Source organism: Streptomyces sp. NPDC052023 (genome assembly GCF_044548465.1).
In the GTDB taxonomy this organism is placed as follows: Bacteria; Actinomycetota; Actinomycetes; order Streptomycetales; family Streptomycetaceae; genus Streptomyces.
In genome coordinates, this window is the sequence record NZ_JBIUBW010000012.1 from 13,446 (window position 1) to 26,979 (window position 13,534).

Genomic DNA, 13,534 nt, shown 5'->3' on the forward strand with positions numbered 1-13,534 from the left:
TGAGCTAATGACAGGGCAAAGCACCCGTGCCCTGCCTCGCTCACTTCAGCTTCGGCGTGGACTATCCGTGGACGAGTAATGCCTGGCGGATCCATCACAAGTCTGTGACCTGCTGCGATGCAAGAGACGCAAGCGGCCTCCGGAGCCGTGTGCGCAGGTTCGAATCCTGCCGGGGGCACTCGCCAAGGAACAGCAGAGATCAAGTGCTGACCAGGGCGGATGCCGAGAGAAGAGGGCGGGAGTCAGTCTCACTGACTCCCGCCCTTTCTCGCTATCGCTCACGGTTCGCGTGTGAGGAGTGTGTGGGCAAGCAGCCGACGCCTGCCCGCTGCTTGCGTGCCAGACCACATGCCCGCGCCCCGTCTCAATAGCCTTTCCATCCACAGGCTGAGCTGGCCAGATGAAGAGTGAGGACGGCCGGGACGAGGTTCGTGATCCGGGTCGTCGAGCAGGGGAGCTTGCGGAGGAGCCGCCAGGAGTTCAGGGTGGCGATGGCTTGCTCGACCAGCGCCCGGACCTTCGCGTGTGACCGGTTGACGGCTTGCTGACCGGCGGAGAGCCGATCCCGTCGGCCGCGGTACGGAAGATGGACTGTGCCGCCTGCGCCCTGGTAGCGCTTGTCCGCACGGCAGGTGATGCCGGCCTTGGCGAGAGCGTCGATGATGCCGTGTTCGCGCGCGGCCCAGACATCATGGACTGCACCGGCCAGGGCTGGTGAGGCCCAGAGGAGACGACTTTTCGGGTCGGCGATGACCTGCACATTCATGCCGTGCTTCCCGTCCAGGATCAGATACGCCTTCCTCGACGCGGCCCGTACCGCTGCGGCGAGCGTGGGGGGCGAGGGCGGCCAGGAGCTCGACGGGCTCGCTGATGTACCGGTAGACGGACCCGCACCTCCAACCGGATACGCGGCCTGCTCACCCAGTTCCACCCCAGCCTGGAACACGTCCTCGGGCCGCGCCTGGACCACCCCGCGGTGACCTGGCTGCTGGAACGCTACGGATCCCCGGCCGCCCTGCGAAAGGCCGGTCGCCGCAGACTCGTTGAGGTGATCCGGCCCAGAGCTCCGCGCATGGCCCAGCGGTTGATCGACGAAGTCTTCGACGCGCTCGACGAGCAGACCGTCGTGGTCCCGGGCACCGGCACCCTCGACGTCGTGATCCCGTACCTGGCCCGCTCGCTCGCGGCCGTCCACGAACAGCGCCGGGCCCTGGAAGCGCAGATCGGACAGCTGCTGGAGGCTCACCCTCTTTCCGCGGTCCTGACCTCGATTCCGGGGGTCGCGGTCAGGACCGCCGCCACCTTGCTGGTCACCGTCGGCGACGGCACCAGCTTCCCCACCGCCGCTCACCTGGTCTCCTACGCCGGCCTCGCCCCGACCACGAAGTCGTCGGGAACCTCGATCAATGATCACGTACGCCTTCTTGCCAACAGTCGTCATAGCCTGTTCCGGCGTGGGCGCGAGGGCGGCCAGCAGGTCGACGGCCTCGCGTATGTAGCGGTAGGCCGTGGCGATCCCGATGTGGAAACCTGCGGCAAGACGGGCGTAGGTGTCGCCGCAGCGCAGGTGGGCCAGGACGAGCATGGCCTGTCGGCCGCAGGTCAGGCGCCGCCAGCGTGAACCGATCCGACGACGGTGACCTGCGAGAAGACCGGAGAGATGCCGCAGAGTGCGGCTGGACAGATCGATGCCGGACGGGTAGACAAGCACGCGAAAGCTCCTGGCGTACTGGTGATCTTGGTCGTGAACCCGTCTACCAGGAGCTTTCTTCATGCCCGCCGCCGGGGCTGTCGGCTGTGACTCAGCGCTTCAGGTGGCCGCTTCAGCGATGCAGTTGGCTACAAAGCGGACCCGCGAGGGGGCCATGTTCGGGGCTGTGCGCCCTTCCATTCTGGCAGGCACCTCCGCCCCGTCGCTGAGGCATCAGGTCAACGTGCTCACGACCCTGTGCAAGTAGCTGAAGTCGTGTTCATCACGGGCACGGGCCAGGGGGCGCACCTCACGAGTGCATACGTTCAGGGCGTAGCCCCCAACTGCCCCCAAGACCCAGGTCAGACCTGGCTGCACGACGGTTCCCGCGGCGGCCGCCAAGGCTATGGTCACCGTCACAGACCGAGTCACCCACGCCATCCGGGTGCTCCTCGCAGCGGCATGGTAGTCCTCCACAGACTGGTCGATCTCGCGGCGCAGCTGGGACAGGACATCGGCAGGGTGTTCGTAGTCCCGGCGCAGCTCACCAAGCAGGCGGTGGAGTGCCCTCATCAGACGCTGGCGCTCATCGGCGTGACGGTCCCGGAAGGCAAGGACGTCAGCGGTTGGAGTGCTGGGAGCGGGGACGGGGAGCAGTCTGCTGAACTCCAGCTCCCAGGCAGGCCGACGGTTCTCGGCGGGGCCTTCGAGGGCGTAGGTGTGTGCCTGTGGCCGATCGGTGTACGGGATGTACGGGTCCCGGCTGCTGGCAGCAAGCTCTCGGGCCAGGGTGCCGATGACCAGCCGCTGTACCTCCTCCGGAACGGCGAGGACGAAAGGGTGTCGCTGGGGCTCGGCCAGGCCCAGGGAGAGGAGTTCGTTCTTGAGCCAGTAGCTGATCTTGCTGTGGTAGAGAAAGGCTTCCGGTGGGGACGGAAGCCGGGGACGGTCGGGTCTCGCAGCCATCCTCCGCAACTCGTTCCGCAGTGCTCGCGAAGCTGGACTGCTATAGGGGCCTGCTGGCCGGCGGGGCTCCTCCAGGCGATCCATGGAGCCTTCGTCGAATGTCAGAGGGACGTACAGTTGCCGCTGCCGCAGCTCCTTCAGTTCCTCGGGCACGGCGACTTCGTATTCCGATGGGGCCCGAGGCACCACGGTCGCGATGCCGTCCCAGTAGAGCAACGCCTGATGGAGAACCTCCGTCGGAGGCTTCACCAACGGGTAGTACAACAAGAACGCCAACACTCCCCCTTGTTCTGAACTCGAGCCTGGTCAGCGGCAGTTCACACTACCGGGACGGCCCGCTCGGAGCCCGCAGCTTCGCCAGCAGAACAATGTGCCCTTCTACCAGTAGATCAAGCCGCTGCTCGACGCATATGCCGAGCAGCTCGGCCGCGACCTCGACACGGAACACTCAAGCGGCCGGCTCACGCGCTGACTGGCTAACTGACGCGCTCAGTCCCACCGGCCCAACCACCCGTCAGGTTGGAAGAGGTTCACTGCCGCCCGCCAGGACCTTCAGTCTGTTTCCCTGACGTAGCAGTGCGAGTACTTACTGGAGGAGGTGAACTTGGGCAGGTCATTGCGGAAGAAATAGATTCCCCGCTCATCTCCCCCACGCATTTCATCGACCGCCTTCTTTGAAACAATCAGGCAGAAATCCTGGGTCAACGGCTTACGGTTCCCGGACCGACTCAACTGAATGAACCCCTCATATCTGCCGGGCTGGAGCACCCAACTGCCGTCCTGGAACTGGAACATTGGCTGCTGAGGGTTCTCCTGGCTGACGAGGAAGGGAGCGGGGTCGCCAGACCATTCAATCCTGATCTCGTCGGACTCGAAATCAAACTTCGGCACACCATTACTCTGCCAGTAGAAATTTGAACTCTCCGACGAAGAGATTGAACCGGTAGGGTTAAGCCGCAAACGCGCGTCACTGATTACCTCGACATCTTGCGACTTAAACCTGGTGGATACCGTCGGCTGAAAGTAGATCAGGGTTCCCTTGCCTGCTGGTCCGATTCGCATGAGATGCGGAAGTGTGACATCAAGTTTTGGCTCCCGTTGGAGCTCGGCCAAGTTATAGAGCGAGATAGCTAGGGCGACGACAGCGGCGGCTGTAGCTGCCCACTTGTGGATAGCGTCGAACCCGCCTCTTGGGCGCGTCGTTGCCCCCTCGCCACCATTTGCCATATTCCTACCTTGGCCCTGAACCGCAGTTCTCAGCACGCAGTGTTGCTCCATACGGCCAACGGAGCGAACATCTTGCCAGCGCAGCGACGTCGGCGCGCCGCATCGAGCACTCAAACAAAAGGCCCCGCCCGTCCACGACGGGCGGGGGAGGAGAAGGTCAGGTCACCCATCCCATGGCCATCTCGATCCTCCTGTTGTTCTCAGCCTCACTGTCGTCGAGAAAACCTGCGTAGCGTCGGTGGATCACCTCTGCGAATTGCTGGCCCGCCGGGCCACCTCAGCTACCGGGAGGCCTGCGCGAAGCCAGCTCGTGATGCACGTGGCACGGAGGTGGTACGGCTTCCGTGACGGACTCGCAGACTCGCGGGTCACGATCTCGGTGAGGACCTTGGTGATCCCGTGCGGTTCACGCGGGTCGTCGCAGGGGCTGTGGACGGGATCTTGGTGCATCGGCGCAGGTCATTCACGGTGAGGGCGAGGCCCTGGATTCGTCCGGGGGCCTCGCTGGAGCGCGGAGAGCACCGTGGCCTGGTCGGACGGCTGCCAACCCTGCACCGCCGCTACCAGGACGAAGCGACTCCTACCCCCTCGACAGCGTGCGCAAAGGCTGACCGCTCTCGGGGCTGAGATCGACAAGGTGGACCTGCGTGTCCTCTCCGCCCGCGGTCACCAGGCGCACCCGATCCGGCCCCACCCACGAAGCCTCGACCAGCGCGTCGGAGACACCCCCGTTGAAGTAGCCGACATGCCAGCGGCGCTTGGTCAGTCCGGATCCTTCGTCGACGTAGACCCACCACAGCGGGTCGATCATCGCCGCCCCTTCCACCACCACAAGATGCCGGTCGGAGCGACTGGGCGCCGCTTCGTTCGTCGTCACCTCGCGCCCCGCGCCGGCGAAGAGCAGCATCGGTATCGCGAGGAGCCCGATGAGGATCGCCGCCACCAGAACCAGGCTCCGGAAGAGGAGGTTTCGTACGCCGACGATCACAGCAGCTGTCAGAACAGCCAGGACCAACAAGCCGAACAGCACCGGGTGATGGAGCACCTGTGCCACCACGAGCAATCCGCCTGATCGGCTGGACCGCCAGCCGACCAATCCGGCGACCATGAGAATGCCAGCGGCCATCACAAGCCGCAGCACCCGCCGTCGGACCGTCACCTCCACCACGTCCAGCTCCTCATCTGCTCACATGCTCGCCACGAGGTAGAGGTCCTCCGAGAGGGATGAACCAATCCTCGCGTACCACGCCGTGGACGTTGGCCACACTCCACAAGAGACGACGAGACGACGGATCACGCATGGATCTCGCGGACCAGGCCGCCGTCTCCGCCGTACAGCTCCAGTGAGTACCTCAGCCCGATACGGTCCAGCAAGCCGGCGAGTCCTTGGAAACGCTGCGGATCGACGACCCCGTTCAGCAGGAGGGTCCGAGCCCTCGGCGGGGGCGATCTCCATCTGGCACCAGTTGGTTTCCACCTCGTGGCCGTACCAGGAGGACGATTTCGACCTCCCGCCCCTCCCACTAAGTGCCCTCCTCTCCTACGGATCGGGTGCCTACGGCGGTCGCCTGCTCACCGCACGCGGCAACGGACTCTGGCAGGAGTCACCGGTGGTCGTGTCGTAGACAGTTGCCGCGCCTACCAGGTGAAGCGGGTTGCTTCAGCCGCCCAGGCGGACCGAGGCGGACGCTGTTCCGGCGTCAGGCCGCGGCTTCCAGTTCCGACGCTCCGTCACTCCGACACACCGGGGCACCGGGGCATCGGCTCACCGGCTCACCGAGACCCCGACACCCCGACACCCCGACACCCCGACACCCCGACCGCGCGTACCCGAAGTCATCCACGTCTGATCCCCCCACCCCCCACCTCGTGTGACCTTGGTCTCATGGTGACGATGCGTGTCCGGTGGGGGATCCCGGTTCACGGCTGGTGCAACTGCACCCTCACAGGATGTCCACAGTCTCAACGGGACGCCCTCACGCCCGCTGGCCGTAACTGACGGTAACTGGCCCTCGGACGCCCGCTCTTGCCGTCTCGATCATGCGTGTGCCTATGGTGCCGATCACTCCTGGGCGGACTGGCCGGTCCGATTGCCCGGGAGTGACCGGCTGGCTCTTGGGGGAAGCGCCATGCGATACACCATGTCTCCCTCCCAGGGGCGTGCCTCAAGTAGCCACCCCTACAGGGAGGGAGACGCGTGATGTCACGCAAACCCCGGAAGCAGGGCAAGCGGCCCAGATGGTCGAGGAGATGGGCGACACCGATCATCGCCCTTGGGTCCTTCGGCCTGCTCGCCACCGCGGGCGTACAAGCGGAGTTGGTCAACCGGCTCCCCGGTCCGGCATCCGAGCCTGCGGCTGCCTCCCACGACTGGTACGACGACACGGCCGCCGAACAGTTGCGGCAGGACCAGTGCCTCATGACCGACGTGCTGCGTCTCGGCGGGCCGGCCATGTTCGCGACGGCGCAGGACGGCCTGAACCAGACGCCGGAGAAGCTGCACGAGCTGGCCGACCGGCAGTACTGGGAGGAAACCCCGCTCGCCGCCGCGTACGGCAAGGACCGGGAGGCGTACAAGAAGGAGCTCGACGCCCTCCACAACCGGCTCCGGGACTGGGGCAAGCCGCTCGACGGGCTGTCGCAGCCGGGTGGCTTCGACTCGCTGGCCGACTGGCAGGACCCGCCCGGCTCGATCGGCAGTGAGCAGGACGACTTCTATACGCAGACGGGTCTGACGACGTGGATCGCCGAGCGGTTCTGGAAGGACGACGGCGACTTCTACGAGGATCCCTCGCCGAGGGCCGACGGCGCCACGGTCGGCAAGGTCAAGGAGGTCGGCACACCGCTGTACGGCAGGGACCCCGACCCGGGTCTGCCGTCCGACGAGTGGAACCGCGCACTCGAGGAGCGTGCCGCCTTCCGGTACCTGGCGGACGACTCCCTGCACCCGACGGGCGCCGACGACGCCCGTATCTTCCTCGCCTCCGGTGGTTTCGCCCGTACCGCCCCTGAGCCGGGTACGGCGGAGTACCGGATCGCCGTCGAGGACCTCAAGACCCGGTTCGCGGCGTGCGCGTGGCGTGACCCGATCGACCCGAACACGGTCTACGGCGGCATCTCCCGAGCCGCCGCGGAGGAGTGGCAGCGAGAGGTCTCCTCGCAGGCCACCCAGCGCAACCAGATCCTCGACGCGAACGAGACCGCCACCACCGCCCTCACCAAGGGCGCCAAGTCCCTCGGTGAGCTGCTGGGCCAGTCGTGGGTCGCGGACCGGCTGACGCGCTGGCAGGACTACTGGGCCGCGGGCGGACTGGGCTGGGTCGGTGACGTCGACACGGTCGTCGAAGTCGTCGCGGCGAAGGGCATGTGCCTGGACGTCCAGGGGGGCGGTAACGCGCCCGCCGGCACGCCGGTGCAGATCTACACGTGCAACGGCGGCGGCGCGCAGAAATGGAAGATCGAGGAGAACGGGTCTTCCGGCTGGCATCTGCGCAACCCCGGCTCCAACAAGTGTCTCGACGTCAACAACAACAGCTCGGCGAACGGCACGAAGATCCAGGTGTGGACGTGCAACCAGAGTTCCGCGCAGACCTGGCAGGCGAATCTGCGCGGCGTCACCGCGCTGAAGCACGTCGGTACCGGTAAGTGCCTGGACCTGCACAAGTTCGACAAGGGCTACGACTCGTGGCTGTGGGGCTGCAACGGCACCGGTCCGCAGCAGTTCCGGATCGTGCCTCAGGGCCACAACGGCACCGACAACCTGGACTATCCGGACAAGGCCCAGTTCGACAAGGCCAAGGCCGGTGTCACGAGCGCGCAGACCAAGGCCAAGTCCCTCGTCGCGGATCTGAAAGCCCAGCTCGCCGCCGCGCAGAAGTCCGCCGCTGCTTCGGACGCTGCCGAGAAGGCCTCGTACACCGTCGCCGACTCGCAGGGTGCTCCCAGGGGCCGGGGTCTGCTGGTGGGTCAGCAGAAGAACCAGGTCACCCAGGGGGCCGTGGCAGCGGTGTCGGCGATGGTGAAGGCCGGTGAGACGGCCGAGGCCGCCACCCGCGCTTCGGCCGCGGACAGCGAGACCATCGCGCAGCGTGCGGTGGCGCAGGCCGCTCAGGTGAAGGCGGACTTCCGCAAGCAGGCCGCCTACTACGCCGAGTTGCAGGCGAAGGCCGCCGCGGACGGTGCGAAGCTGGCCCGCGACAACGCCAAGCAGGACGCCGCGACGGCGAAGGCCAAGCTCGACGACGCGCTGAAGGCCGAGGCCGACGCCAAGGCAGCTGCCGCGGACGCGCGGGCGAAGCGGCTGGCCGCGGAGGCGGAGGAGAAGACCGCGAAGGCGGAGAAGGAGACCGCCGCCGCCAAGCAGGCCGAAGCCGACCAGCACAAGCAGAACGCCCAGGCGGAGGCGGAGACGGCGCGGGAGGCCAAGGAGACGGCCGAAACCGCCGAGAAGAACGCCGGCGACAAGCGGGACGAGGCGAAGAAGGCCGCCGACCACGCCAAGGCCATGCGCGACGACGCCTGGGACGCGGAGCAGAAGGCCGACGCCACCCGCGCCAAGGCCGCCGCCAAGGAGGCCTACGCGGACTCGCTGGACGCGGGTGAGGCCGCGGACGCGGCGCGTGCCGAGGCGGACAAGGCCGACAAGGCAGCCGACGAGGCGGAGGCCGCGGCCGGCCGGGCACGGTCCGAGGCCAACGCCGCCACCAAGGCTGCCGAGGAAGCGGATGCGGCCGCGACGCGTGCCGAGGCCGCCGCGAAGCGGGCACGGGCGCACGCTGACGCGGCGCAGGCGGCGAAGCTGAAGGCCGATGCAGCGGTGCGTACGGCGACCGCCGCGGTGGCCGACGCCATCAAGGCGTCGGACCATGCCGCGGGCGAGGCACGGACGGCGGTGAAGCTCGCCGGCGAGGCAGCGCACCACGCCAAGTCCGCCAAGACGAACGCGGAGGCGGCCAAGAAGGAAGCCGCCGTGGCACTCGCGGCGTCAGCCAAGGCCGCCGGCTACGCGCACGTCACCGCCCAGGCCGCCGTCGACGCGTCGAACGCCGCCCAGCAGGTCGCCCAGCCGGCCAACGACGCGATCCAGCTGGGATCCCCCTACGTCACCACCGACTCCGCGGCCGGTCTGGTGGTGCTGACCGGGCAGGCGTCGAAGACGATCGCCGAACAGCAGCAGGCGGTCGCCGACGCGCACGCCAAGAACGCCAAGGCCGAAGCCGACGCGGCGAAGAACATCGCCGACCAGGCGTCCGGAGACGCGAAGCAGGCGTTCGTGCACGCGGCCAACGCCGCCGCTCACGCGGCGAACGCCCGCCAGTACGCGAAGGAAGCCCTCGGTTACGCAGCCGAGGCGGCGGGGTACGCGGCGCAGGCGGCGAAGTCGCTCGCGCGGACGATCGAGTACGACCGGCAGGCCACCGAGGACGCTGCGGCAGCCGACCGGGCCGCCGGACGCGCCGAGGGGTACGCGCAGGATGCCCGTGCCTCCGCCGACCAGGCGGCATTGGACGCGGACGCCGCGCACAAGGCCGCCGCGGAGGCCGAGCAGTCGGCGAAGGACGCCCGCTCCGCGGCAGACCGGGCCGAGGCGTTGGCGGACGAGGCCGAGCAGTACGCCAAGGACGCCGAGAAGTACGCCAAGGAAGCCCAGGAGGCAGCCGAACGGGCCGAGCAGGCGGAGAACGCCGAGCAGATCACCACGGGCACCGTCGTGGACGAGGCGGGCGTCTCCATCGGCAACATGTTCTTCGTCGTCGACAGCGCGAAGCCGATCGAGACGAAGACGCTGAAGAAGACCGAGGGCTGTGACGGCTGGTTCGACCAGCTCTTCTACGACGGCGACTGCACGGTGACCGCGGAGATCCGTTTCAAGGCGGACATCAGCGTGTACATGTGCAGCGCCGACGACCTGGACCTGGAGAGGTTCCAGTGCCCGAGCAGCGCCACGACGTACATCGACGAGTTCACCTCCAAGGAACTCACCCAGGAGACCACCAAGAACATCACGATCGAGGAGTTCAACAAGGACATCGATCCGGTGGACATCCTCGTCGGACACTGGATCAGGTGCGTCCAGAAGCTCACTCCCGGCGGGGCGAGCGGAAGCTGGGGTGGCTGCGGCTGGGCGATCGTGGACGTGGCGACCCTGTTCGCAGGCAAGATCCTCCGGCCTGTCGCCGACGCTGTCCTCGCGGTTGATGCCGCAGCCAGGACCGGCATCGGCTTCGCCGACGCCTACCGGGCGCTGCGTTCCCTCGGTGTCAGCGAGGCGGCCGCCTTCCGTATCGGCGTCAGGGGCCTCGACGGAATCGTCAAGACCTGCACCAGGACCGCCCGAACGGCTCTCGCCCCCACATCGGCCAGGAACGCTGCCGAATGCCCCACAGGGCTCATTCCCTACAACAGCGACGAGATGAGCCACCTGGCATTCAGGTACCGGACGGAGAACGGCTACTACGGAGCAGACCACAATGTGGCCGTGGCGAAGGTGCCGGGGTGGAACGACCCGAAGACCGGTGACTTCGTGGTCGCCAACAGCGGCTTCCAGGGGCACTCCGAGACAGCGATCCTTCAGAAGCTGAAGGCGAAGGGATTCGACGCCAAGCAGATCACCGCCCTTTACACTGAACGGCAGCCTTGCTCCAACTGTGCCTCCGAGTTGGCCTCAGCGCTGAAGCCGGGCACGCCGGTCACCTATTCGGTTCCCTACAACCTGGAAATCTGGAAGGAAGCGAAGGCACTGCTGGCCGAATACGTGAAGCGTGCCGGCGGTGGCCGTACGGCGCGCTCCGCGACGAGCGAGCAGCAGGCTCAGGAACAAGGGACCCATGACTGAACACGAATTCGAGCCACACCCCAGAGCCGCGCCGGAGGTCATCGCCGAGCGTGAGGCACTGGCCGGGAAGGTGTGCACGGAACTGGAACGTGCCGGGCTTCCCGTGTACCGGGGTGATCTCACCGGAGGTCCCTACACGCAGCCCGGCGCGGACGTGCACGTGACGCCCTTCATCGACGGCGGGGTCTATGTGGACTGGGAGGCCGGCGAGGACCTGAGGAGTGCCGCACTGGCGCTCCTCGAGAAGGGGATGGATCTCTCGGACCCACCTCGGCTCTTCCGCCACCATCGCAATGTGCTCCAGCACATGGAGGCCGCTCTTCAGGGGATCCTCGCCTCAGCAGGGTTCGAGATCGCGCAGCCGGACCCGCACGGGCACGGCAGCATGATCCAGGTCATGGGACACCGGGGCTGACACCCGCAAGGACGAGGACTCCTGGCAGGGCGTCGTGGCCTTCGGCGATCCGGGTCCGCTCCTCGAGCAACTGGAGCCGGGCGACCGGGTCACGGCCACCGTGTGGCGGCGCGAGATCGTCGCGCTCAGCAGGGTGGGGTCCGGCAGAGCAGTTCCCAGGCGCCACGCGACGAGCTCCAGATGAACGCGGCGTTCGGCATGCTCGCCGCGCTCGTCGCGGCTCAGGCGTTCGCGTTCGGTGCGGTACGCCTCGTCAGGCCCCGTGAGCCGTGGGCGGAGTGTGACCGGACCTGGTGAGCGCCGGGCGTGGTGGGGTGAGCGGCAGGTGGGCCGGATCCCGTCGTGCGTGGGGAGCCAGCCCGCGCGAAGGCCCCGGACCTGTCACGGTCCGGGGCCTTCGGCATCCACCCTTGAGATGAGCACAAGCAGCCAACTGATGGGCGGGCACAGGGCTTACCGGCCCTGCGCCCCTGCCCCATTCGGTGAGATATGCGAGACGGCTATCGGCCGAAACCGCATTCTGAACCGATGTCAGTGAACTGCGCACCAGGACTACCCTCGCCGTTCACCAGGTTCGCACCCAGACCGTTCAGGATGCCCACCTGGCCGAGGATGTCGATGTTCATGTCATGGGATCTGCACCCGCCGCCATGGCCGCCTTCGGACGCTTGGGCGGTGGCCGGAATACCCATGAACCCGACGCCAGCTATGACGGCGGTCGCGACAGCGACCGTACGAATCCTGCGCATATCTCCTCCTTGAACCGAATGGAGCGCGCCATCAGAAGATCCATTCAGCGCTCATTTCGGAGGCTAGAGCGACATCGCGCGGAGCGCTCATCGGGGAAGCCATCCGGAGGTTCCAGTGCTCTGATCGAGGATCAAACGGGTCACATCGGCCTCCTCCGGGCTGACAGCGGGAGGCTGCGGGTCAGGCGGCCATGTTCTGGGCCACCACCAGGAACGGACTGCCCGTCATGGCATCCGCCCGGGTGATCGGTGCCCGCAGCACGTCGGCCTGCTACGGAGGGCCGGTACGGGCGGGCGTGGCGGAGCCCGGGAGTCGTATCCAGCTCCCGGGCCCCTGGGGTGCCACCCAATTGCGCACGCCGGCGGCGTTTAAGAGGACGGATCAGTCATCATGCCGTCGTGTTCTTCCTTTGAACTACCGCACCGTGCGAGAGGTGCAGGCGAGAGTCGAACTCGCATCCGACGGCGTCCGTCCGGCCTCGGTCGATCCGGCGATCGGCGGCGATGCTGAGACTGGAGCGAGAGTCTGAGATTGACCGCGGCTGCCTCTGCCATGTTGGGCTACCCCGGCCCGTTGGTCACGCTGTGCCGGGGGAAGGACTCGAACCTTCACTGTCACCGCTTCTTCAGGCTGAACTTCAGTGTCAGCTTGCGCTCATCACGCGAACCGGTCCTCAATCCGGCCCGCGCCTGGTGCGCACCCCCGCGCTCGCACGCGGGGGCGATCATGGATGCTACCCGCGGCCAGGTCAGCCGAACAGGTAGCCGAACACCACGTCGCCGACGCGCTGGTCGGTGACCTCGGCGCCGTTGGCCTCCTCGCGGGCGAACTTGACGGCCTGCTGGAGCTTCTCGACCCGCTCCACCAGTTCGTTGACCCGTCGCGCCGGGAGGGCACCCGAGAACTTGACCGTCGTCCAGTACCCGATCGGCACGTCCTCGTAGTACACCTCGACCTGCGCCGGGTGCTTCTCGGTCGCCTCCGCCTTGACGTGGTTGCGGGGGACCTTCTTGGTGCGGATCGTGCGGACCGGGTCCGTCTTCCACCAGTCCGTCGACGGGTCGTGGGACCAGGACTCGGCGGCGTCGAGGGTCGGGAGCTTCTTGACGAACGTGTGCAGGTCGGTGAGTTGCTTCTCCAGGAAGAGGAGATAGCTGACCGGGACGTCCGCGACGATCGTCCGGCCGTCGACCGTGACGTCCGCGCGGGCCGTGCAGTTCGCCCAGTCCTTGGTGGCGGTCACGTCGAACAGCCTGGTGAGCGACGCCGACATCTCGCGCAGCACGTCCTCGGCCTGCACCTGGACCCGCGTGGACTCGGGCGGCAGTTGCTCGCCCTCCTCGTCCTTCGGCTGGTACGTGCGTGAGATACCGGCCAGCAGTGCCGGCTTCTGCACCTTCTGGTGCGCCGCGGTGATGTCCTGGAGCGACTTGCTCTTGACGCCCTTTTCGACAGCGATGATCTGGTTCAGCTTCGCCACTTGATCCCCCTTGCGAACAGCAGGAACCTACCTCGCCGTGACGCGTGCTCGCATGCTCTTTTCCGTCCGTCGCGCCCCGGCGTTCCCAGCGCCCTCGTCACCCGGACCCCGGTTCGGCGTACGTCCCCGATCGTTCAACCGCCCTCAATTCACGTACGGGCTATGACCGTT

7 protein-coding genes, 1 tRNA gene and 3 pseudogenes are annotated in these 13,534 nt (G+C 67.1%); 4 read left to right on the forward strand and 7 right to left on the reverse strand.

Annotated elements, in window-relative coordinates:
* Positions 1-80 precede the first annotated feature (80 nt).
* Positions 81-178, forward strand: a tRNA-Arg gene (locus ACIHCM_RS23280).
* 186 nt (positions 179-364) lie between these two features.
* On the opposite strand, the pseudogene ACIHCM_RS23285 reads toward ACIHCM_RS23280, so the two are convergent.
* Positions 365-887: pseudogene (locus ACIHCM_RS23285) on the reverse strand (transposase family protein); the annotation flags it as partial.
* Here ACIHCM_RS23285 and ACIHCM_RS23290 point away from each other — a divergent pair.
* A pseudogene (locus ACIHCM_RS23290) lies at positions 887-1,408 on the forward strand (transposase); the annotation flags it as partial. The pseudogenes ACIHCM_RS23285 and ACIHCM_RS23290 sit on opposite strands and share 1 nt — an antisense overlap.
* On the opposite strand, the pseudogene ACIHCM_RS23295 reads toward ACIHCM_RS23290, so the two are convergent.
* The 4 genes and pseudogenes from ACIHCM_RS23295 to ACIHCM_RS23310 form a co-directional block, all read right to left on the reverse strand.
* Positions 1,403-1,711: pseudogene (locus ACIHCM_RS23295) on the reverse strand (transposase family protein); the annotation flags it as partial. The pseudogenes ACIHCM_RS23290 and ACIHCM_RS23295 sit on opposite strands and share 6 nt — an antisense overlap.
* A 213-nt stretch (positions 1,712-1,924) precedes the next feature.
* Positions 1,925-2,932: a hypothetical protein gene (locus tag ACIHCM_RS23300; RefSeq protein WP_399898882.1), complete on the reverse strand. Its 1,008-nt coding sequence runs from the start codon at positions 2,930-2,932 to the stop codon at positions 1,925-1,927.
* Between the two features lie 276 nt (positions 2,933-3,208).
* Positions 3,209-3,883, reverse strand: a complete 675-nt coding sequence (locus ACIHCM_RS23305) for a hypothetical protein (RefSeq protein WP_399898885.1) — start codon at positions 3,881-3,883, stop codon at positions 3,209-3,211.
* A 580-nt stretch (positions 3,884-4,463) separates the two neighbouring features.
* Positions 4,464-5,051 (reverse strand): hypothetical protein, encoded by a 588-nt coding sequence (locus ACIHCM_RS23310; RefSeq protein WP_399898888.1) that lies wholly within the window; start codon positions 5,049-5,051, stop codon positions 4,464-4,466.
* Positions 5,052-6,083: 1,032 nt separating this feature from the next.
* On the opposite strand from ACIHCM_RS23310, the gene ACIHCM_RS23315 reads away from it, so the two are divergent.
* A complete protein-coding gene (locus tag ACIHCM_RS23315) occupies positions 6,084-10,718 on the forward strand; it encodes an RICIN domain-containing protein (RefSeq protein WP_399898891.1) in 4,635 nt (1,544 codons plus the stop codon).
* Positions 10,711-11,133, forward strand: coding sequence for a hypothetical protein (locus ACIHCM_RS23320; protein WP_399898894.1), 423 nt, complete (start codon positions 10,711-10,713; stop codon positions 11,131-11,133). The genes ACIHCM_RS23315 and ACIHCM_RS23320 overlap by 8 nt, the downstream gene beginning before the upstream one ends.
* 500 nt (positions 11,134-11,633) lie before the next feature.
* Here the strand turns inward: ACIHCM_RS23320 and ACIHCM_RS23325 are convergent, their stop codons facing one another.
* Both ACIHCM_RS23325 and ACIHCM_RS23330 read right to left on the reverse strand, forming a co-directional pair.
* Complete coding sequence (locus tag ACIHCM_RS23325) at positions 11,634-11,882, reverse strand: hypothetical protein (protein WP_399898896.1); 249 nt, start codon at positions 11,880-11,882, stop codon at positions 11,634-11,636.
* 749 nt (positions 11,883-12,631) lie between these two features.
* On the reverse strand, positions 12,632-13,363 hold the full coding sequence (locus tag ACIHCM_RS23330) for a hypothetical protein (protein WP_399898899.1): 732 nt from the start codon (positions 13,361-13,363) through the stop codon (positions 12,632-12,634).
* Positions 13,364-13,534 lie beyond the last annotated feature (171 nt).